The 19,055-nt window shown below is 71.6% G+C and carries 20 protein-coding genes; 10 read left to right on the top strand and 10 right to left on the bottom strand.

Annotation, left to right across the window (positions count from 1 at the left end):
• Positions 1-38 precede the first annotated feature (38 nt).
• Positions 39-824, bottom strand: coding sequence for a glucosamine-6-phosphate deaminase (nagB, locus tag AMK21_RS16270; protein WP_073878491.1), 786 nt, complete (start codon positions 822-824; stop codon positions 39-41).
• Positions 825-1,009: 185 nt separating this feature from the next.
• On the opposite strand from nagB, the gene AMK21_RS16265 reads away from it, so the two are divergent.
• Together AMK21_RS16265 and AMK21_RS16260 are read left to right on the top strand one after the other, a co-directional pair.
• Positions 1,010-2,092: an SIS domain-containing protein gene (locus tag AMK21_RS16265; protein WP_073878489.1), complete on the top strand. Its 1,083-nt coding sequence runs from the start codon at positions 1,010-1,012 to the stop codon at positions 2,090-2,092.
• A gap of 380 nt (positions 2,093-2,472) precedes the next feature.
• Entirely contained in the window at positions 2,473-3,939 is a 1,467-nt protein-coding gene (locus AMK21_RS16260) for a sensor histidine kinase (RefSeq protein WP_073878486.1), read from the top strand.
• A gap of 178 nt (positions 3,940-4,117) precedes the next feature.
• On the opposite strand, the gene AMK21_RS16255 is transcribed toward AMK21_RS16260, so the two are convergent.
• Both AMK21_RS16255 and AMK21_RS16250 read right to left on the bottom strand, forming a co-directional pair.
• Positions 4,118-4,375, bottom strand: a complete 258-nt coding sequence (locus AMK21_RS16255) for a WhiB family transcriptional regulator (protein WP_003953983.1) — start codon at positions 4,373-4,375, stop codon at positions 4,118-4,120.
• 319 nt (positions 4,376-4,694) lie between these two features.
• Positions 4,695-5,663 (bottom strand): diacylglycerol/lipid kinase family protein, encoded by a 969-nt coding sequence (locus tag AMK21_RS16250; RefSeq protein ID WP_073878484.1) that lies wholly within the window; start codon positions 5,661-5,663, stop codon positions 4,695-4,697.
• 208 nt (positions 5,664-5,871) lie between these two features.
• Between AMK21_RS16250 and AMK21_RS16245 the strand changes: the two genes are divergently transcribed.
• On the top strand, positions 5,872-6,321 hold the full coding sequence (locus AMK21_RS16245) for a hypothetical protein (RefSeq protein ID WP_073878482.1): 450 nt from the start codon (positions 5,872-5,874) through the stop codon (positions 6,319-6,321).
• A 36-nt stretch (positions 6,322-6,357) separates the two neighbouring features.
• On the opposite strand, the gene AMK21_RS16240 is transcribed toward AMK21_RS16245, so the two are convergent.
• From AMK21_RS16240 to AMK21_RS16230, 3 genes are all read right to left on the bottom strand, one after another.
• On the bottom strand, positions 6,358-7,281 hold the full coding sequence (locus AMK21_RS16240) for an RNA polymerase sigma factor SigF (protein WP_073878481.1): 924 nt from the start codon (positions 7,279-7,281) through the stop codon (positions 6,358-6,360).
• Positions 7,282-7,304: 23 nt separating this feature from the next.
• Entirely contained in the window at positions 7,305-7,718 is a 414-nt protein-coding gene (locus AMK21_RS16235) for an anti-sigma regulatory factor (protein ID WP_024492166.1), read from the bottom strand.
• A gap of 231 nt (positions 7,719-7,949) precedes the next feature.
• The gene (locus AMK21_RS16230; RefSeq protein WP_073878479.1) at positions 7,950-8,210 is read right to left on the bottom strand and encodes a UBP-type zinc finger domain-containing protein; all 261 of its coding nucleotides are present in this window, start codon (positions 8,208-8,210) and stop codon (positions 7,950-7,952) included.
• Between the two features lie 35 nt (positions 8,211-8,245).
• On the opposite strand from AMK21_RS16230, the gene AMK21_RS16225 reads away from it, so the two are divergent.
• Positions 8,246-9,847, top strand: coding sequence for a Na+/H+ antiporter (locus tag AMK21_RS16225; protein WP_073878477.1), 1,602 nt, complete (start codon positions 8,246-8,248; stop codon positions 9,845-9,847).
• On the opposite strand, the gene AMK21_RS16220 is transcribed toward AMK21_RS16225, so the two are convergent.
• The 3 genes from AMK21_RS16220 to AMK21_RS16210 form a co-directional block, all read right to left on the bottom strand.
• Positions 9,823-10,755 (bottom strand): 1-aminocyclopropane-1-carboxylate deaminase/D-cysteine desulfhydrase, encoded by a 933-nt coding sequence (locus AMK21_RS16220; RefSeq protein ID WP_073878475.1) that lies wholly within the window; start codon positions 10,753-10,755, stop codon positions 9,823-9,825. The two genes, AMK21_RS16225 and AMK21_RS16220, sit on opposite strands and share 25 nt — an antisense overlap.
• Positions 10,756-10,788: 33 nt before the next feature.
• Positions 10,789-11,985, bottom strand: a complete 1,197-nt coding sequence (locus tag AMK21_RS16215; RefSeq protein WP_073878473.1) for a globin domain-containing protein — start codon at positions 11,983-11,985, stop codon at positions 10,789-10,791.
• A 102-nt stretch (positions 11,986-12,087) separates the two neighbouring features.
• Complete coding sequence (locus AMK21_RS16210) at positions 12,088-12,534, bottom strand: RrF2 family transcriptional regulator (RefSeq protein ID WP_073878471.1); 447 nt, start codon at positions 12,532-12,534, stop codon at positions 12,088-12,090.
• Positions 12,535-12,709: 175 nt separating this feature from the next.
• On the opposite strand from AMK21_RS16210, the gene AMK21_RS16205 reads away from it, so the two are divergent.
• The 6 genes from AMK21_RS16205 to AMK21_RS16180 all read left to right on the top strand — a co-directional run bounded on the left by AMK21_RS16205 (position 12,710) and on the right by AMK21_RS16180 (position 18,223).
• Complete coding sequence (locus AMK21_RS16205) at positions 12,710-14,116, top strand: family 2B encapsulin nanocompartment shell protein (protein WP_073878469.1); 1,407 nt, start codon at positions 12,710-12,712, stop codon at positions 14,114-14,116.
• A gap of 92 nt (positions 14,117-14,208) precedes the next feature.
• Complete coding sequence (locus AMK21_RS16200) at positions 14,209-15,252, top strand: family 2 encapsulin nanocompartment cargo protein polyprenyl transferase (RefSeq protein WP_073879172.1); 1,044 nt, start codon at positions 14,209-14,211, stop codon at positions 15,250-15,252.
• Positions 15,253-15,353: 101 nt separating this feature from the next.
• On the top strand, positions 15,354-15,950 hold the full coding sequence (locus AMK21_RS16195) for a GNAT family N-acetyltransferase (protein WP_073878467.1): 597 nt from the start codon (positions 15,354-15,356) through the stop codon (positions 15,948-15,950).
• Positions 15,951-16,013: 63 nt separating this feature from the next.
• Entirely contained in the window at positions 16,014-16,727 is a 714-nt protein-coding gene (locus tag AMK21_RS16190; RefSeq protein ID WP_073878465.1) for a DUF6304 family protein, read from the top strand.
• A 165-nt stretch (positions 16,728-16,892) separates the two neighbouring features.
• Positions 16,893-17,864 (top strand): DUF1648 domain-containing protein, encoded by a 972-nt coding sequence (locus tag AMK21_RS16185; protein ID WP_073878463.1) that lies wholly within the window; start codon positions 16,893-16,895, stop codon positions 17,862-17,864.
• Between the two features lie 2 nt (positions 17,865-17,866).
• Complete coding sequence (locus tag AMK21_RS16180) at positions 17,867-18,223, top strand: GntR family transcriptional regulator (protein ID WP_073878461.1); 357 nt, start codon at positions 17,867-17,869, stop codon at positions 18,221-18,223.
• Between the two features lie 99 nt (positions 18,224-18,322).
• On the opposite strand, the gene snpA is transcribed toward AMK21_RS16180, so the two are convergent.
• On the bottom strand, positions 18,323-18,979 hold the full coding sequence (gene snpA / locus AMK21_RS16175; RefSeq protein WP_073878459.1) for a snapalysin: 657 nt from the start codon (positions 18,977-18,979) through the stop codon (positions 18,323-18,325).
• Positions 18,980-19,055 lie beyond the last annotated feature (76 nt).

The raw sequence follows: 19,055 nt of genomic DNA, 5'->3' as shown, positions 1-19,055 counted from the left end.
CGGTGTCCTGGCCCTTCCCGCATGTACAGGCGTACGACCTACAGCCCCTGCCACGCCGGCTTCGCCGCATACGTGGCGCGGAAGTAGTCCGCCAGCTTCAGCTTCGACGCGGCGGCCTCGTCCACCACCACCGTCGCGTGCGGATGCAGCTGGAGCGCTGAGGCCGGCACGATCGAGGCGACCGGCCCCTCCACGGTCTGGGCCACGGCCTCCGCCTTGCCCTCACCGGTGGCCAGCAGGATCGGGTGGCGGGCGTCCAGGATCGTCCCGATGCCCTGGGTGATCACGTGGTGCGGCACCTGGTCGATGTCGTCGTCGAAGAAGCGCGCGTTGTCCACCCGGGTCTGCTCGGTCAGCGTCTTGATCCGGGTGCGCGAGGCGAGCGAGGAGCACGGCTCGTTGAAGCCGATGTGCCCGTCGGTGCCGATGCCGAGCAGCTGGAGGTCGACCCCGCCGGCCTCCGCCAGCGCCCGGTCGTACGCCTCGCACGCGGCCTGGACGTCCTCGGCGGAGCCGTCCGGGCCCATGAAGGACGCCTCGGAGAGCCCGAGCGGCCGGACGACCTCACGCAGGACCACGGAGCGGTACGACTCCGGGTGGCCCGCGGGCAGCCCGACGTACTCGTCGAGCTGGCAGATGCGGGCCCGGGAGGCGTCGACGGACCCGGCGGCGACCTTGGCCGCCAGCGCGCGGTAGACGGGCAGCGGGGTGGAGCCGGTGGCAACGCCGAGCAGGGCGTCGGGCTTGCGGCTGAGCAGGGAGGCGATGGCCTCCGCGATCAGTTCGCCGCCTGCCGTGGCGTCCGGGACGATGACAACTTCCACGCTGTGCCTGCCGATCTGATGAGGGGAACTCTGTGGTATAGACCAATCGAAGGCCCAATCTAGCAGAATCGGCCGCCTGGGCGGTGAACGGCCCACGGTTCGGTCCACCCGCCCCGCCCGCTGGCGGACCCCGCGTTCGCCTGGTCGACTTGTCCGGTACGACACCGCATCGGGAGGCACCCCCCATGTCAGCCACCCCTCCGCCCGGCCCCGACTACCAGCGCGACGTGCCCGGCCGCATCATGTCCGGCGAGATGACCGAGCAGCCCGCGATGCTGCGGCGCATCCTCGACCAGGGCGCCCCCCGCATCCGCGAGGTGGCCGCAGAGATCGCCGCCAGGAAGCCCCGCTTCGTCCTGCTCACCGCGCGCGGCACCTCGGACAACGCGGCGCTGTACGCGAAGTACCTGCTGGAGATCCGGCTCGGCCTGCCCTGTGGCCTCGCCTCCATGTCCACCACGACGGCGTACGGGGCCAAGCCCGATCTGCGGGACGTCCTGATGGTCACCGTCAGCCAGTCGGGCGGATCGCCGGATCTGGTGGCCTCCACGAGGGCCGCCCGGGAGGCCGGTGCGGTCACCCTGGCGGTCACCAACAACCCGGACTCCGCCCTGGCGGCGGTCTCCGAGTTCCACATCGACATCCTGGCGGGCCCGGAGAAGGCGCTCCCGGCCACCAAGACGTACACGGCCTCCTTGCTCTCCCTCTACCTCTTCGTGGAGGGGCTGGCGGGCGCCGACGGCACGGAGGCGGCCGCGAACCTGCCCGACCTGGCGGGCGCGATCCTGGGTCGCCGGGCCGAGGTCAAGGCGCTGGCCTCCCGCTACCGCTTCGCCGAGCGCATGGTGATCACCTCGCGCGGCTACGGCTACCCCACGGCCAAGGAGGCGGCCCTGAAGCTGATGGAAACCAGCTACATCCCCGCTCTCTCCTACTCGGGCGCCGATCTGCTGCACGGCCCGCTTGCGATGGTCGACAACATCTCACCGGTGATCGCCGTGGTCACCGACGGCCGGGGCGGCGAGGCCCTCCAACCGGTGCTGGACCGGCTGCGGGGCCGCGGCGCCGACCTGTTCGTGGTCGGCCCGAAGGCCCAGGTGGAGGCGGCGTCGGCGGGCTTCTCGCTCCCGACGTCGGGGGTGCCGGAGGAGCTGCAGCCGATTCTGGAGATCCTGCCGTTGCAGATGCTGGCGTACGAGGTCACCATCGCGCGGGGCCAGGACCCCGACTCACCGCGTGCCCTCGCGAAGGTGACGGAGACCCGCTGACCCGGCCGGCCGGCCCCGGAGACACCCGCGGGCCGCGGCGCCAGGGCGGGACCCTCAGCCCGCCCGGCACCGCAGCCCGGAGCTACCTGGCCGGCGGTGTGCGGTGCCCCCGGCCACATGAGGCACCGGCGCGGTCAGGGCAGAGAGCGCCGGGTGCCTCGGTCCGCTCTCCTGTGCGGGGAGAGCGGAGGTCTTGATGAACTCATTGTGGACTAGACCAATTGCTGTGTCCATCCGTGTGCACGACATTCTCCGGCCGCACGCCACGCCCTGTCCATCGACATCCTGTGCGGCAGCGTCCCTCCCACACGGCACGGGCCGCCGGGCCGATCGGTTCGAACATCGCTGTTGACCCCGGGTACGCTCCACAGGTGCCCTCCATGAACGACCTCGTCCGCCAGCACACCGCTCTGAGCGACACCGACCTCGAGTGGCTCCACCTGCTGGTCTCGGAGTGGCAACTGCTCTCCGACCTGTCCTTCGCCGACCTCGTGCTCTGGGTCCCCACCCGCGACGGCACGCGGTACGTCTCGGTCGCCCAGATGCGGCCCAACACCGGCCCCACCTCCTACCAGGACGACATGGTCGGCCACCTGGTGCCGCGCGGCCGCCGCCCGCTGCTCGACGCGGCCCTGGACGAGGGCCGGATCGTGCGCGAGGGCGACCCGGAGTGGCGCGAGGAGGTTCCCGTGCGGGTCGAGTCCATCCCCGTACGCCGCGAGGGCCGGGTCCTCGGGGTGATCGCCCGCAACACCAACCTGCTCACCGTGCGCACCCCCTCCCGGCTGGAGCTCACCTACCTCCAGTCCGCCTCCGACCTGGCCCAGATGATCGCCGCCGGGTCCTTCCCCTTCCCCGGCCAGCAGGTCGACATGGACGCCTCCCCGCGCGTCGGTGACGGCCTGATCCGGCTGGACGCGGACGGGATCGTGCAGTACGCCAGCCCCAACGGCCTCTCCGCCTACCACCGCCTCGGCCTCGCCTCCGACCTGGTCGGCCACCACCTGGGCACCGTCACCGCCGAACTGGCGCCCTCCCGGGGCCCGGTGGACGAGGCCCTGGTCAAGGTAGCCAGCGGTTACGCGCCGCGCGAGTTCGAGGTGGAGTGCGCGGGCGGGGTGATCCAGCTGCGGGCCATCCCGCTCAAGCCCAAGGGCGTCCGCATCGGCTCGCTGGTCCTGCTCCGGGACGTCACCGAACTCCGTCGCCGCGAACGCGAGTTGATCACCAAGGACGCGACCATCCGGGAGATCCACCACCGGGTGAAGAACAACCTCCAGACCGTGGCCGCCCTGTTGCGGCTCCAGGCCCGCCGGATGGATTCCGAGCAGGGGCGCGAGGCGCTCAACGAGGCGGTGCGGCGCGTCGGTTCGATCGCGATCGTCCATGAGACGCTCTCGCAGAACCTGGACGAGCGCGTCGAGTTCGACGAGATCGCCGACCGGGTCATCGCGATGGTCTCCGAGATCTCGCCCGGCAAGGTGACCTGCCGGCGCACCGGACGCTTCGGCATCCTGGATGCCGAGGTGGCCACCCCGCTCTCCATGGTGCTGACCGAAGTCCTCCAGAACGCCCTGGAGCACGCGTTCGCCGTGGTCGATCAGGGCACGGTGGAGGTCTCAGCCGTGCGCGGTGGCTCGCCGACCGAGGGTCGGCTGCTCATCACGGTGACCGACGACGGGCGCGGTCTGCCCGAGGGGTTCGACCCGCAGCGGGCGGGCAATCTGGGCCTCCAGATCGTACGGACGCTGGTGGAGGGGGAGTTGGGCGGCACGTTCGGCATGGTCCCGGCGCCGGAGCGCGGCACCCAGGTGGTGCTGGACCTGCCGGTGCGCGGTGACAAGTAGTCACACGGGCGGGAGCACACAGCAGAGCGGGCCCGGACCGTGGTGACGGTCCGGGCCCGCTCCGTGATGCTCACGTTGCGATGCGCTCCGGGGTACTGCGCGCTGCGACTCGAAGGCGGGGCTGTGCGCACGCTCTGTACGCGCCGCCTGGCTGAGGCGTGTTCGTGGGGGGCGTCGGTCAGGCGCTGGCGTTACGCGCCCGGTTGCGAGCGGCACGGCGCTTCATCGCGCGGCGCTCGTCCTCGCTGAGGCCACCCCAGACGCCGGAGTCCTGGCCGGACTCGAGCGCCCACTGCAGGCACTGCTCCATGACGGGGCAGCGACGGCAGACGGCCTTGGCTTCCTCGATCTGCAGCAGCGCAGGACCGGTGTTGCCGATGGGGAAGAACAGCTCGGGGTCTTCCTCACGACAAACGGCGTTGTGACGCCAGTCCATGGCTGCTACCTCTCCTTGGTATTACACGCTGGTGCTTGTGAATGTGAACGCTTTCACGAATCCCCCCACGGATGACGGGCCGACTCCCAGAAGCACTGGGTGTGGTCTGTGATGGTGAGGAGGGGTTCTGGCTTTCAGTGGAGGCCGGTGTTGCGGGCCGTCCCGATCGCCATGTAGAGATTCGCAAACCTCGGCTGCGGATACAACCCCTTCTGGAAAGTTTTTTTTGATTCCTCGGTGTCGACTAGGTCACAGCCGCACTTCTAAGGGGTGGGGGCCAGGCCAAACGTTCGAGTTAAAGGACTTTCGGGCCTTCCACTCACACAATCACACGCAGTGCACGGCGTACGCCTGTGAACGTCACGCTCGTGCGCAGTCCCAGGTGGTCGCCGTCCATCTGGAAGGGTAGTGGGACCTTTGAATGCAAGGTGAAGTCCGTGAGGTCATGCAGTGAAACGGCGTGCTTCCCGCGCGGCCCTCTGTCAGGGCTCGAAGTGAGCAGCTGGGTGCCGTACAGGGCCACCGCCGAGGTCGACAGGCGCTTCAGTCCGAGGACGTCCAGAGCGGTGTCGAAGGAGGCCTTCGGAGAGGCGTACACCGGACGATTCCCCAGGTAGGTCCAGGGGGCGGTGTTGCAGATTATGGAGAGCGCGAGGTCGGTGACGGGGTCCTGTCCGGGTACGTCGAGCGTGATCGTCCCGTGTCGTCGGTGGGCCTCGTTCAGGAACTGCCGGACCACCTGGCGCACGTACAGCGCGTGCGTCGACCGCTTGCCGTGCTCGCGTTTCTGTTCGACCCGGCCGACCACTCCGGCGTCGAAGCCGAGACCGGCACAGAAAGTGAACCAGCGTTCGGGGACGGACTCGTCCTCGGTGCCCGGGGTGCCGGCCGCGAGCCCCAGGCCGACCGTGCGCTCCCTCCGGTGCTCCAGGGCGTCCAGGATCGCGCCGGTCGCCTCCACGGCGTCGTTGGGCAGCCCCAGGGCGCGCGCGAAGACATTGGTGGAACCGCCGGGGACCACGGCGAGCTTCGGCAGGCCGTCCACGTCCGGGCCCCGGTGCAGCAGCCCGTTCACGACCTCGTTCACCGTGCCGTCACCGCCGAGGGCGACCACCAGGTCGATGTCGTCGCTGTCGGCCGCCCGCCGCCCCAGGTCCCGGGCGTGACCCCGGTACTCCGTGGTCACCGCCTCCAGCTTCATCTCGCTGGCCAGGGCGTGGATGAGGACGTCACGGGTGCGTGCACTGGTGGTGGTGGCTGCCGGGTTGACCACGAGGAGTGCACGCATGCCCGCCAGAGTACCTACCAGGTGGTTCGGTACCGAAGTCGCGGTTCGCTCAGGTCAGTGCCGGTCACCCTCCGTGACGATCGCCCGTACGCGCTCCCCGGCGCCTTCCTCGCACGTGACATGCGTGCGTGACATGCGTACGTGACATGCGCCGCGCCCGCGCACCCCGGCTTCACTTCCGGGGCGCGGGGATGCCAACCTGAACGGCGTGAGCACTGAAGCGACCCCCTCCACCCCCTCGTCCGCCGCGACGGCGCGCCCGCGAAGGATCACCGCCCTCGCCGGGATCAACACCCTCGAAGGCGCCGCGCTCGCGGTCAGCGGGCTCTACCTGCTGGTCATGGGGGTGCTTGGGCGCCCCGAGAGCCCGCAGCAGGCGGAGACGGTCGGCATCACGCTGATCGCGCTGGGCGCCATCCCGCTCATCGCCGCCCGGGGCCTGCTGCTGCTGCGGAGCTGGAGCCGGGGGCCGGCGCTGATCACCCAGATCATGGCGCTGCCGGTGGCGTGGACGCTGCTGCGCTCCCAGGGCGCGCTGATCCCGGCCGGGATCGTCCTGGCGGCGGTCGCCGTGACCGGTCTGGTGTTCGTCCTGAACCCGGCGACCACCCAGATCCTGGGCCTGCGCAGGGGCGCCGGAGCGAACCCGGAGGCCTGAGCCCCGAGATCCGCGGCGCCCTGCCGGAGGGCCGTTCTACTCCTCGACGAGCAGGCGCTCGCGCAGCTGGGCCAGGGTGCGGGCCAGCAGCCTGGAGACGTGCATCTGCGAGATGCCGACCTCCTGGGCGATCTGCGACTGGGTCATGTTGCCGAAGAACCGCAGCAGCAGGATGCGCTTCTCGCGCGGCGGCAGGTCCTCCAGGAGCGGCTTGAGCGACTCCCGGTACTCCACGCCCTCCAGCGCCTCGTCCTCGGAGCCCAGCGTGTCCGCGACGGCGGGGGACTCGTCGTCCGTGTCCGGCACGTCCAGCGAGAGCGTGCTGTACGCGTTGGCCGACTCCAGGCCTTCCAGCACCTCCTCCTCGGAGATGCCGAGCCGCTCGGCCAGCTCGTGCACGGTCGGCGAGCGGCCGTGCTGCTGGGAGAGCTCGGCGGTGGCCGTGGTCAGGGAAAGCCGCAGCTCCTGGAGGCGGCGGGGCACCCGCACCGCCCAGCCCTTGTCCCGGAAGTGGCGCTTGATCTCGCCGACGACCGTGGGGGTCGCGTACGTCGAGAACTCCACGCCCCGGTCCGGGTCGAACCGGTCCACCGACTTGATCAGACCGATCGTGGCGACCTGCGTCAGGTCGTCCAGGGGCTCCCCGCGGTTGCGGAAGCGCCGGGCCAGGTGCTCCACCAGCGGCAGATGCATCCGTACCAGCCGGTTGCGCAGCTCCGCCTTCTCCGCGCTGCCGTCGGGAAGCTCCCGCAACTCGATGAACAGGGCCCGGGCCCCGCTGCGGTCGTGTGGATCGTGGTGCCCGTGCTCGCTCATCTGGCCCGCCCGCTCCTGCGCCTGCTCCACCGCGACGTTCAGCCCCTGGGGCCCGTCCGCTCCGTCCATCGGATGCGGCCGGGCCTGTTGCTCCGGGATGCCCGCTGGGCGCACCACCCCGGGTCGGATCGTCTCGTCCCGCACAGGACCGTCCCCGTTCCCGTCGCTCACGCCGGCCCGGGGCCCGCGCCGCGCTGTTTGTAGAGGCTGATGCTGACCGTACGGTCGTCGGCGACCGTCGACTCGACCTTGCCGGCCAGTGCGGAGAGCACCGTCCAGGCGAAGGTGTCACGCTCGGGTGCGCGGCCGTCCGTCGTGGGGGCCGACACCGTCACCTCGAGAGAGTCGTCGATGAGCCGGAACACGCAGCTGAGGACGGAGCCGGGCACGGCCTGCTGAAGCAGGATCGCGCAGGCCTCGTCCACCGCGATACGAAGATCCTCGATCTCGTCGAGAGTGAAGTCCAAACGCGCTGCGAGACCGGCCGTGGCCGTTCGCAGCACCGACAGGTAGGCACCCGCAGCGGGCAGCCGGACCTCTACGAAGTCCTGATTCCCGGGCTCGCCTGCGATCTGGGACACCCTCACCTCCAAGGTGGCACAAACTCTTTCGAGGTTCCGGGAAGGGTGGCCCGGAGCCATGCGGTCGGTCGACGGTTCTCAGCTCGGCGACGCTATCGGATCCATGATGCAGTGTCGCCCGCACCCCATCCCCCGGCCATCACTCATAGTAAGCCCACGAGTACACACAGTGGCTAGGGGTCTGCGGCGTCCAATTACGAAGAACCGGCGCCGGATTGACGTACCCAGACGTCAGACGATCGAACCGTCCTCGAAGCACCAGCGCCAGCTCTCGCCCGGCTCGAAGCTCCGCATCACCGGGTGACGGGTCTCCCGGAAGTGCCCGGTGGCGTGCCGCAGGGGCGAGGAATCGCAGCAGCCGACGTGCCCGCAGGCCAGGCAGAGCCGCAGCTGCACGGGGTGGGTGCCCGCGGCCAGGCACTCGGGGCAGGTGTCCCCGAGCGGTACGGGCTCGGGGCGTGGCAGATCCGCTACATGCGCACACTCGCTCATGATGGGCAGGTTACGACGTATCCGAGGACGGTGAGATGGACGCGCTGCCGCTGGTGGCGCTGGTCGCGGCCAGTGCCGCGGTCGCCGGCGCGGCGCGCCGCACCCCGGTCCCCGCCCCGCTCGTCCTGGTCGCCGTCGGCCTCGTCGCGGGCCTGGTGCCGGGCGTTCCGACGTACCACCTGGACGCGCACATCGTGCTCCCGCTGCTGCTTCCCCCGCTGCTCCACACGGCGGCCGTCGACAGCTCCTACCTGGATCTGCGGGCCAACATCCGGCCGGTCGCGCTGCTCTCCGTGGGGTACACCCTCTTCGCCACCCTCGCCGTGGGCTGGCTGGCGTACCTCGTGATCCCCGAGCTGCCGCTGACCGCCGCACTCGTTCTGGGCGCCGTGATCGCGCCGCCGGACGCCGTGACGGCCGCCGCGATCGCCCGCCGGGTCGGGCTGCCCGCCCGGGTGACGACCATCCTTCAGGGTGAGTCGCTGGTGAACGACGCCACCGCGATCACCGCCTTCCGGGTGGCGCTGGCCGCCGCGATCGGGGAGGGGATGAGCTGGGGCGAGGGGATCGCCGAGTTCCTGCTGGCCGCGGTCGGCGGGGTCGGGGTCGGTCTGCTCCTGATGGTGCCGCTGCACTGGTTGCGCACGCACCTCGAGGAGGCCCTTCTCCAGAACACGCTCTCTCTTCTGATCCCGTTCGTGGCGTACGCGGCGGCCGAGCGGGTGCACGCCTCCGGAGTCCTCGCCGTGGTCGTCGTCGCCCTCTATCTGGGACACCGTTCCTGGCAGGTCGACTTCGCCACCCGCCTCCAGGAGGCCGCGGTCTGGAAGATGGTCGCCTTCGTCCTGGAGTCCACGGTCTTCGCCCTGATCGGGCTCCAGCTGCCCTTCGTCCTCGAAGGGCTCGAAGCGGGCGGCGCGACGGAGGCGCTCGGCTACGCGGCGATCGTCTTCGTCGCGGTCGTCGTGGTCCGCTTCGTCTGGGTCTACCCGGCCACCTACCTGCCCCGATGGCTGTCCAAGCGGGTACGGGAGCGGGAACCGGGCACCGGCTGGACCGCGCCCCTGATCGTCGGCTGGGCGGGCATGCGCGGTGTCGTCTCGCTGGCCGTCGCCTTCTCCATCCCGCTGGCCACGCACGACGGCGAGCCGTTCCCGGCACGCAACCTGGTGCTGTTCCTGACCTTCACCACCGTCATCGCCACGCTGGTGATCCAGGGGCTGACCCTGCCCGTCCTCGTCCGTGTACTGAAGCTGCCGCGGCGCGACCCGCGGACCGAAACGCTCATCGAGGCGCAGGCCCAGAGCGAGGCGTCGGCGGCCGCCGAGGCGCGCCTGGAGGAGCTGCTCGCCGACCCGCACGACAGCCTGCCGCCCCCGCTGGCGGACCGCCTGCGCGGCGTGCTGGAGCGGCGCCGCAACTCCGTCTGGGAGCGGCTGGGAGCGGCGGACCCGGTCACGGGGGAGTCGGCGGACGAGACCTACCGGCGGCTCGCCCGCGAGATGATCAAGGCCGAACGGGAGGTCTTCGTCCTGCTCCGGGACGAGCGGCGCATCGACGACGAGATGATGCGGACGTTGCTGCGCCGGCTCGACCTGGAGGAGGCGGCGGCCTACCGGGAGACGGACGATTCCTGAGGCCCCGGCGCATCGGGCGTGCCCGTGATCACCCCGGTCACCCGGCTGCCCGGGGCGAACGCCCCCTCCTCGGCCAGGGCCGTCAGCGCGAACAGCAGCTTGGCGACGTAGACCCGCTCCACCGGCAGCCCGTGCCGGTGCTCGAAGTCCGCGGCGAAGGCGTCCAGTTCCGGGGTCGTACGGGCGTAGCCGCCGAAGGCGAAGCGCTCGTCCAGCGACCAGCTCCCGGCCGGACCGCCGAACGCCTCCTGCTGGAGCTCGGTCACGGTCGTCCCGAGGAAGCCGCCGCGCAGCACCGGTACGCCCAGGGCGCGCTGCCCGCCGTCCAGCCCGGCCGCGAGCCCGGCCAGGGTGCCGCCGGTCCCGCAGGCCACGGCCGCCACATCGGTGTGCCCGCGCAACTCGCGCCCCAGCGCTGCGCAGCCCTGTGCGGCGAGCGCGTTGCTGCCGCCCTCCGGGATCACCTCCACGTCCCCGAACAGGCTCAGCAGCCCCTCCAGGGCCTCGGGTGAGGCCTTCGACCGGTAGGCCGAGCGGTCCACGAAGTGCAGCCGCATGCCGTCGGCGGCACACCGGGCGAGCGAGGGGTTGAGTGGGCGGCGCGCCAGCTCGTCGCCGCGCACCACGCCGATGGTCGGGAACCCCAGCAGCCGGCCGGCCGCGGCGGTGGCGCGCAGGTGGTTGGAGTAGGCGCCGCCGAACGTCAGCACGGTCCGCCCGGCGGCCGCCTCCAGGTTGAGCGCGAGTTTGCGCCACTTGTTGCCCGGCAGATCGGGGTGGATCAGGTCGTCCCGCTTGAGGAGGAGCGTGATCCCGCGCCGGGCGAAGCGGTCGTCCCGGACCTCCTGCAGCGGGGACGGCACCCGGGGGCGCAGAAGGGTCTCGGGGTGGAGGGGCGGGCGGTTCACACGTCCATTGTGGCCCGCCCCGACGGCGCTCCCTCAGGCGCTCGCCAGCCAGAGGTCCGGGCCGAACACCTCGTAGTGGATGTCGGCCGGGCGCACCCCGGCCTCCAGCAGCCGGGTGCGGACCGTGCGCATGAAGGGGAGCGGACCGCACAGATAGGCGTGGGTGCCGGGCAGCACGGTGATGCCGTTCAGGTCGACGAGGCCGGTGCGGTGGGCGGGGTGCCCGGCCTCCGGGGTCTCGTACCAGAAGTGCGGCTCGGCCTCCGGGAGCTCCTCCGTCAGCCGGACGTGGTGGGCGCGCAGGGCGTGGTCGGCGGGGGAGCGGTCGCCGTGCACCACGGTGACCGGGCGGTCGTGGCCCTGCTCGGCCAGGTACTCCAGCATCGACAGCACGGGCGTGCAGCCGATCCCCGCCGAGGCCAGCAGCAGGGGCGCGTCCAGGCGGTCGAGGACCAGGTCCCCGTAGGGGACGGAGACGCGCAGCCGGTCGCCCGCGCGGGTGTGCTCGTGGAGGTGGAGGGAGACCTCGCCGTCGGGGGTCTCCTCTCCGCGCACCCGCTTCACGGTGATGGAGCGCAGCCGCGAGCCGGGGGATGAGGAGAGGCTGTACTGGCGTATCTGCCGGGCCCCGTCCGCCAGTTCGACCTGTACGGAGACGTACTGGCCGGGCCGGAAGGCGGGAGCGTCGCCGCCGTCCGCCGGTCGGAGGCGGAAGGTGGCGACGTCCTCGGTCTCCTCGACCCGGGCGGTGACCTCCCACTCCCGCCACACATCGCCCGCCACGACGCCCCGCTGGGCGTAGAGCCGCGCCTCGATGGTGATGAGGGCGTTCGCCATCAGCCAGTAGACCTCGTCCCAGGCCGCGGCGACCTCAGGGGTGACCGCGTCTCCCAGTACGTCGGCGATCGCGGCGAAGAGGTGGGTGTGCACCACGTCGTACTGCTCGGGGGTCACCCCCAGCGAGGCGTGCTTGTGGGCGATCCGGTTCAGCATCACGTCGGGCCGGGTGCCGGGCTGCTCGACCAGCGCGGTCGCGAACGCGGCGATGGACCCGGCCAGGGCTTTGCGCTGGTCGCCGGAGGCCTGGTTGCCCCGGTTGAACAGATCGCGCAGCAGCTCCGGATGGGCCTGGAAGAGCTTCTCGTAGAAGAGGTCGGCGATGTCCCCGATGGCCGCGCCGACGGCGGGAAGGGTGGCGCGCACGGTGGCGGTGGACCGGTCGGAGAGCATGCGAAGGGGCTCCTCTGTGTTAATTGGTATTTGCAATGCTTATTTTTGGGCGAGGTGATCCGCGCCCGGGTCGGGTGGGTCGGGAGTGTGGCGGGGTCGGGCTCAGTCCGGTGGTGGTCCGCTGCCGATGCCGAGCAGCAGGGGGCCGGTGGGGGAGGCGACGAGATCGGTGACGGTGATCGGGTCGAGCGAGGCGTAGAAGGCCTCCTGGGCCCGCCGCAGGGCGCCGCGCAGTCGGCAGTCGGAGCGCAGCGGGCAGGGGGTGTCGCCCTCGCACTCCACCACGTCGTCCGTGCCCTCCAGCTCCCGAACGAGAGCGCCGATCGAGGCGGAGTGCCCAGCGGCGGTGAGGGTGAGGCCGCCGCCCCGGCCGCGGCGGGCGTCGAGCAGGTTCAGGTGCTGGAGGCGGGCGACGACCTTGGCCGCGTGTGTGTAGGGCACCCGCATCGTGTCCGCCACCTCGCGCGTGGTGGGTGGGTCCACGCCCTCCGCGACCGCCAGCCGCATGAGCACGCGGAGCGCCACATCGGTGAATCTGGTCAGCCGCATGGCGCCACCCTAGATAAGTTGCATCCTGGATGCAACTTATGCGGTCCGCGGGGCGACGGGGAGCGACGTGCCCCGACCGAAGGCCGATTAGTCACACTCTTTTGTGTAATGGCGGACGACGTCCTCTGCTGAAAGGCTTCTCCAGCAGGTCAGCCCATGATTGAGAGGACGTCAGATGTCCGTTGGTGAAGAGGTTCGCGACACGCAGACGCCGCCGCAGCAGAGTCTGGGGACGGCGGCTGCGCGGAACCTCGCGACGACCACCAAATCCGCGCCGCAGATGCAGGAGATCACCTCACGGTGGTTGCTGAAGATGCTGCCGTGGGTGCAGGTACAGGGCGGCACGTACCGGGTGAACCGTCGACTCAGCTATTCGGTCGGTGACGGCCGGGTGACGTTCGTCCAGACCGGGGGCCGGGTGGCCGTGATCCCCGCCGAGCTGGGGGAGCTGCCCGCTCTGCGCAGTTTCGGGGACGAGGAGGTCCTCACCGAGCTCGCCCGCAGGTGCGAGCAGCGGGACGTGGCCGCGGGGGAGGTGCTCGCCGCGGCGGGGGACGCGGCGGACCGGGTCTTCCTGCTGGCGCACGGCAAGGTCGAGAAGATCGGCTCCGGTCTCTACGGGGACGAGACGGAGCTCGAAGTCCTCGCCGACGGAGCGTACTTCGGTGACCGGAGCCTGGTCGACGGCGACGCCGTCTGGGAGTACACCGCGCGGGCCGTCACCGCGTGCACGCTGCTGACGCTCAGCCGCGCGGACGTGTTCAACCTGGCGGAGCGCTCGGAGCCGCTCCGCGCCCATCTCGCCGGTCTGCTCACGATCCCGCATCAGCGGACCAACAAGTACGGCGAGGCGGAGATCGACCTCTCCGCCGGCCATGTAGGCGAGGCCGTGGTCCCGCACACCTTCGTCGACTACGACGCCGCGCCCCGCGAGTACGAGCTGAGCGTCGCCCAGACGGTGCTCAAGGTGCACAGCCGGGTCGCCGACCTCTACAACCAGCCGATGAACCAGACCGAGCAGCAGTTGCGGCTCACGGTCGAGGCGCTGCGCGAGCGCCAGGAGCACGAGCTCATCAACAACCGGGAGTTCGGCCTCCTCAACAACTGCGACTACGGCCAGCGGATCCAGCCGCACGACGGGGTGCCCAGCCCCGACGACATGGACGAACTGCTCTCGCGGCGGCGCGGATCGAAGCTCTTCCTCGCCCACCCGCGCGCCATCGCCGCCTTCGGCCGCGAGTGCAACCGGCGCGGACTGGTCCCCGAGAGCGTGGACATCGGCGGTCACCACGTGCCGGCCTGGCGCGGGGTGCCGATCTTCCCGTCCAACAAGATCCCGGTCACCGACGCCCGCACCACCTCCATCATCTGCATGAGGACCGGTGAGGCCGAGCAGGGCGTCATCGGCCTCCAGCAGACCGGCATCCCGGACGAGATCGAGCCGAGCCTCTCGGTCCGCTTCATGGGCATCGACGAGCAGGCGATCATCTCCTACCTCGTGACCGCGTACTACTCCGCCGCCATCCTGGTACCGGACGCCCTCGGCGTACTGGAGAACGTGGAGGTGAGCCGCTGGCGCTGACCCCGTGTCACCCCCGGTGGCCCGGTCGGCCGACACCGGCCGGGCCGCCGGGGCCCCGCCCCATCGCACCGCCCCAGGGAGTGACCGTGACCATGACCAGTACGGACGCAGCGACGGAAGGGCACGAGGCCGCGGCGCTGCTGGAGCGCACGCGCCGGCTCGTCGACCCGCATCTGCGATCGGCCGTGGAATCGCTGCCCGGTGGCATACGCCGGATCGCGATGTACCACTTCGGCTGGGCGAACGCCGACGGAACGCCCGCCGCCGGACAGGCGGGCAAGGCCATCCGTCCCGCGCTCGTGCTGGCCGCGGCCCGGGCGCTGGGCGGCGATCCGGAACGCGCCGTGCGCGCCGCCGTCGCCGTCGAGCTGGCGCACAACTTCACCCTCCTCCACGACGACGTCATCGACGAGGACACCACCCGCAGACACCGGCCCACCGCCTGGGCCGTCTTCGGCGTCCCGGACGCGATCATCACCGGCGACGCCATGCTGGCCCTCGCCCAGCGCCTGCTGGCCGAGGACACCCACCCGGCCGCACAGCGGGCATCCGCCCGCCTCTCCTCCTGCGTCATCGAGCTCTGCGCGGGCCAGCAGGCGGACTGCGCCTTCGAGGAGCGCGGCCCGGACGAGGTCACGCTGGACGAATGCCTGACCATGGCGACCGCCAAGACCGGCGCCCTGCTCGGCTGCGCCTGCGCGCTCGGCGCCCTCTACGCCGGGGCGGAGGACCGGGCGGTCCGTGCCATGGACGGCTTCGGGCGGGAGGCCGGCCTGTCGTTCCAGCTCATCGACGACCTGATCGGCATCTGGGGCGACCCGGCCCGCACCGGCAAGCCCGTCGGCGCCGACCTCACCGCCCACAAGAAGTCGCTGCCGGTCGTGGCGGCCCTGACCTCCGGCACGCCGGCCGCCGCCGAGCTCGCCGCGCTCTACCGGGGACCCATGACCACCTCCGCGGAGGTGGACCGCGCCGCCGACGCCGTGGACCGGGCCGGCGGCCGGGACTGGGCCCAGGTCTGCGCGGCCGACCGGATGGCCCGGGCGGTGCACCACCTCTCCCGGGCGGTCCCCGACCCCGACGGAGCCGGTGACCTGCTGGCCCTGGCCGAATTCGTCACCCGCCGCACCAGCTGACCGGCCTCACCGGGCCGGCCCGAGTCCGTCAACCCTATTATTCCGGAGGTTGGTTGAGAGCTGAGCAGCGAGAGCAGCGGGCGAAGGGGTGGAAGCCGGTCATGGGGATGCGGATTCAGCGGGCGGGCCAGGACGACAGGGGGCTGGTCGTATCGGTCCTGGAGGAGGCCTTCCACCACGACCCGGTCAGCAGCTGGGTCTTCCCCGACGAGGCGCACCGGCGGGCGGTGCACGGCTCGTTCCTCGGCGTCTTCGCCGACATCACCCTCGCCGAAGGCCGTATCGACATCGCGGACGACGGCGCCGCGGTGGCCCTGTGGCTGCCGGTGCCCGCCGGTGCGCCCGAGGAGGAGGACCCCACGCCGGCCCTGATGCGGCAGACCGCCGACCCCGACAACGAGCGGTGCGAACTGGTCGGGAGGCTGACCGGGAAGGTGCACCCGCACGACCGCGCCCACTCCTACCTGCTCATGATCGGTGTCACCCCGCAGCGCCAGGGCGAGGGAGTCGGGGCCGAGCTCATCCGGGTGGAGCTGGACCGCTGCGACCGCGACGGCGTACCCGCCTACCTGGAGGCGAGCAGCGCCCGCAGCCGTACGCTCTACGAGCGGCTCGGCTTCCGCTTCCTGGGGCGGGCCGTCGAACTGCCGGACGGCCCCTCGATGTGGCCCATGTGGCGTGAACCGCGGACGGATTGACCCGGCGGTGGAGAGGGAGGGTGGCACGGGGGCCGTGCCGGGCAGGGGCTACAGTCCCTGCTCATGACAGATGAGTCGTGGGCCGGCTGGTACCGGGACCGCAACGGTTCCGATTCCGTCGTTCTCACCACGGAGGGACAGCAGCTCCGGATCCGGATCCGGGGGGTCGACTTCGAGGGTGAGAGCTTCGACGACCTGGTTCCGGTGTCGGGCACGCCTCCGGAGAGCGGGATGTTCGCCCTTGCGGACGGCGCGCTCACCGACTGCGTACTGGAGTGGGACCTTCCGCTGCCCGTCCTCGTCGAGGGCGCCCTGCGCCAGGCCACCCTCGGCTGCCTGCTCTCCCTGCGCCGGGTCGACCCGGACCTCTACCTCACCCTCCATCTGGACGGCGCGGTCTACGAATCTGCCAGGGCCGAGAGTGACTTCGCCGCCGCGCTGGCGGCGATCCAGCGCATCCTCCCGGACGGTATCCGGCTCCAGACCTGTATCGCCTGCGCCTTCTCCGACTACTTCCCGGCCCCCGGTCGCGGCCTTTCCGGCGGCCTCGCCTGCTTCCGCGGCGCCAAGGACGCCTACCGGGCCACGGAGGGCGAGGACGCGGTGCTGGACCTGTGGGACCGGCGGACCGGCTTCGTCCAGGAGATCTGGAGCTGCAAGGAGTTCGAGGTGCGCCCGTCCCGGGGCGCCGGGACCGGCCACCGGGGGGCCTTCCCACTGGAACCCTTGGACCCCCGGGAGCCCCAGGAGTCCCTGGAGCCTCTGGGGCCCCTCTGACGCGCCTGACGGCCACGCCGTTCCCGACGGACGCCTCCTCCGCCCCGTACCGCGACTCCGGTACGGGGCGGAGCTGTTCCCGGGCCCCGCTGGCGAGCGCCGCCGGGCACACCCCATTGCCCTTCCTCTAGTTGTTCTACTAACATGCAAACAACGGAGGTTTTCATGACACGCAAGAACCTTGGCCGCGCCGCGCTCGCGGCCCTGCCCTTTGTCCTCTCCTTCCTCGTCGACCTGATCCTCTTCCTCGTCCTCAAGGACCGTCTTCCCACCCGTCTGGCCAGCCATTTCGGCGTCTCCGGAGACGTGAACGGCCATGTCGACCGCACGACCTACGTCCTGGTCACCGCCCCGGTGCTGCCCATGCTCGGCGCCCTGTGGGTGCTCATGGTGGTCGGCGGAAGGTTCTACGGGCGTGCCCACCGCCTGCTCATCGGCGGCGGCTGGGCCGTGGCCGCCTTCCTCCAGTACGTGCTGGGCGCCGCGCTGATCATCAACCTGGACGCCCTCGACGGGGCCGCGGTCGGCAGCCTCCCGCTGTGGCACCTCGCCGTGGCCTCCGGCGCGGCCGTCCTCGCCGGCGGGGTCGGACTGCTGCTGGCCCGGCTGGTCCCGGCTCCGGAGGACCCCCACGCCGGGGAGGGCCCCGCCGACCGCGAGCGGATCGCGCTCGCCGACGGCGAGGTGGCCGGCTGGGCGCGCACCACCGGCGCCTGGTGGCTGTCGCTGAGTGCCCTGGTGATCGTGGCCGCCGGCACGGGCCTCGGCTACGGGGTCAGCTGGTTCCTCGGCGCCCCCCTGCTGGTCATCGCCCTGCTGGTGCTCACCTTCAGCCGCGCCCACGTCACCGTGGACCGGCGGGGCCTCACCGTCTCCGGCCTGCTGCCCTGGACCCGGGTTCAGGTGCCGCTGGAGCGCATCGAGGCGGCGGACAGCCGACAGGTCAACGCGGTCGCGGAGTTCGGCGGCTGGGGCTACCGCGTCCGCCCGGGCCGCACCGGCTTCGTCGTCCGCTCGGGCGAGGCCATCGTGGCCAGGCAGAAGAGCGGCCGGGAATTCGCGGTCACCGTCGAGGACTCCGCGACCGGAGCCGCCCTGCTCAACACCCTCGTCGACCGGAACCGGGCGGGACGCTGACCATGCTCTTCCGGGTCGATCCCACCTCCACCGTGCCGCTCGGCGACCAGATCGCGGCCTCGGTGCGCCGCGCGGTCGCCGACGGCGCGGTGGCCCCGGGCGAGCGGCTCCCAGCAGCCCGGGTGCTCGCCGACTCCCTCGGGGTGAACGTCCACACGGTGCTGCGCGGCTACCAGCGGCTGCGCGAGGAAGGGCTGATCGAGTTGCGCCGCGGCCGCGGCGCGGTGGTCACCGAGGGCGCCTCCCCCCGCCGGGCCCATCTCCTGGAGCGGGTCCGTGAAGTGGTCGCGGACGCCCGGGAACTGGGCATGACGGAGGAGGAGTTGCTGACACTGGTCCGCGCCGAACTGGGCACCTGAGGCCACCGGCGTACGACGGCGGCTCCACAGCAGAGGGCCGTCCCGCGTCCGGAACGGCCCTCTCCTCACGCGACGCCCGGGGGCACGCGACGCCCGGAGTCAGGAGGCGGTACCCGCCAGAGCGGCGGCGAAGCCGTTCTGCCAGAGGTAGTTCACCCGCGCCCGCTCGTTGGCGTCCGGCTGGGCGTTGGTGCAGGACGGGCCGGGGCCGCCGCCGGACATCAGCTGGCTGCACGGACCGGAGTAGGTGTCCGGCAGGCCGAGCACGTGCCCGGTCTCGTGCGTGGTGACCCGGGTCGAGTTGTACTGCTGGTTCTGCCGGTAGTCCAGGAAGATGAAGCCCCGGCCGTGCCCGTTGGTCGAGGCGTACGAACCGCGCGGGTCGTTGCCCTCGCGGTAGGTGAAGTCGGCGTTGGAGCCTTCCTGGAGCCGGACGTTGCTGACCGAGCTGTTCCAGATCCGCGTGCTGTTGGCTATCTGGGCGCGGAAGCTCGGCGCTGAGGCGGCGCTGTACGTCACCGTCACGGCCAGGGCGCGCGGGTCGGCGGCCCGCTTCTCGGCCACGGACTTCATGACCGCGTCGAAGAAGGCCCGGTTCGCGGCGGCGTTCTCGCCCGACCCGTTGTACGCGGCGATGGTGGCGGGGGTGGAGACGGCAGGGGCAGGAGCGGCGGAGACCGCGGGCGCCGTGCCGAGCGCGGCGACGAGGCCGAGACCGGCGATGGCGGAGGCGATGGCGGTCCTGAGGTGTCTCATGGGGGATCTCTCCTACGGTCCGGTGAACCCGCGCCGTGGGGGTTGTCCGCTGAACGGACGGGGCGCGGGGCGGTAC

The organism is Streptomyces sp. CB00316 (genome assembly GCF_001905595.1).
In the GTDB taxonomy this organism is placed as follows: Bacteria; Actinomycetota; Actinomycetes; order Streptomycetales; family Streptomycetaceae; genus Streptomyces.
Note: the sequence above shows the minus strand (reverse complement) of the source record. Positions and strands in the feature narration are given on the sequence as shown.

What these genes read in the sequence shown, in the direction of transcription:
- AMK21_RS16265 (WP_073878489.1), top strand. Translation starts at nt 1,010, where the DNA reads ATGTCAGCCACCCCTCCGCCCGGCCCCGACTACCAGCGCGACGTGCCC.
- AMK21_RS16260 (WP_073878486.1), top strand. Translation starts at nt 2,473, where the DNA reads ATGAACGACCTCGTCCGCCAGCACACCGCTCTGAGCGACACCGACCTC.
- AMK21_RS16255 (WP_003953983.1), bottom strand. Translation starts at nt 4,375, where the DNA reads ATGGACTGGCGTCACAACGCCGTTTGTCGTGAGGAAGACCCCGAGCTG.
- AMK21_RS16250 (WP_073878484.1), bottom strand. Translation starts at nt 5,663, where the DNA reads ATGCGTGCACTCCTCGTGGTCAACCCGGCAGCCACCACCACCAGTGCA.
- AMK21_RS16230 (WP_073878479.1), bottom strand. Translation starts at nt 8,210, where the DNA reads ATGAGCGAGTGTGCGCATGTAGCGGATCTGCCACGCCCCGAGCCCGTA.
- AMK21_RS16225 (WP_073878477.1), top strand. Translation starts at nt 8,246, where the DNA reads ATGGACGCGCTGCCGCTGGTGGCGCTGGTCGCGGCCAGTGCCGCGGTC.
- AMK21_RS16215 (WP_073878473.1), bottom strand. Translation starts at nt 11,985, where the DNA reads ATGCTCTCCGACCGGTCCACCGCCACCGTGCGCGCCACCCTTCCCGCC.
- AMK21_RS16210 (WP_073878471.1), bottom strand. Translation starts at nt 12,534, where the DNA reads ATGCGGCTGACCAGATTCACCGATGTGGCGCTCCGCGTGCTCATGCGG.
- AMK21_RS16205 (WP_073878469.1), top strand. Translation starts at nt 12,710, where the DNA reads ATGTCCGTTGGTGAAGAGGTTCGCGACACGCAGACGCCGCCGCAGCAG.
- AMK21_RS16200 (WP_073879172.1), top strand. Translation starts at nt 14,209, where the DNA reads ATGACCAGTACGGACGCAGCGACGGAAGGGCACGAGGCCGCGGCGCTG.
- AMK21_RS16195 (WP_073878467.1), top strand. Translation starts at nt 15,354, where the DNA reads ATGGGGATGCGGATTCAGCGGGCGGGCCAGGACGACAGGGGGCTGGTC.
- AMK21_RS16190 (WP_073878465.1), top strand. Translation starts at nt 16,014, where the DNA reads ATGACAGATGAGTCGTGGGCCGGCTGGTACCGGGACCGCAACGGTTCC.
- AMK21_RS16185 (WP_073878463.1), top strand. Translation starts at nt 16,893, where the DNA reads ATGACACGCAAGAACCTTGGCCGCGCCGCGCTCGCGGCCCTGCCCTTT.
- AMK21_RS16180 (WP_073878461.1), top strand. Translation starts at nt 17,867, where the DNA reads ATGCTCTTCCGGGTCGATCCCACCTCCACCGTGCCGCTCGGCGACCAG.
- snpA (WP_073878459.1), bottom strand. Translation starts at nt 18,979, where the DNA reads ATGAGACACCTCAGGACCGCCATCGCCTCCGCCATCGCCGGTCTCGGC.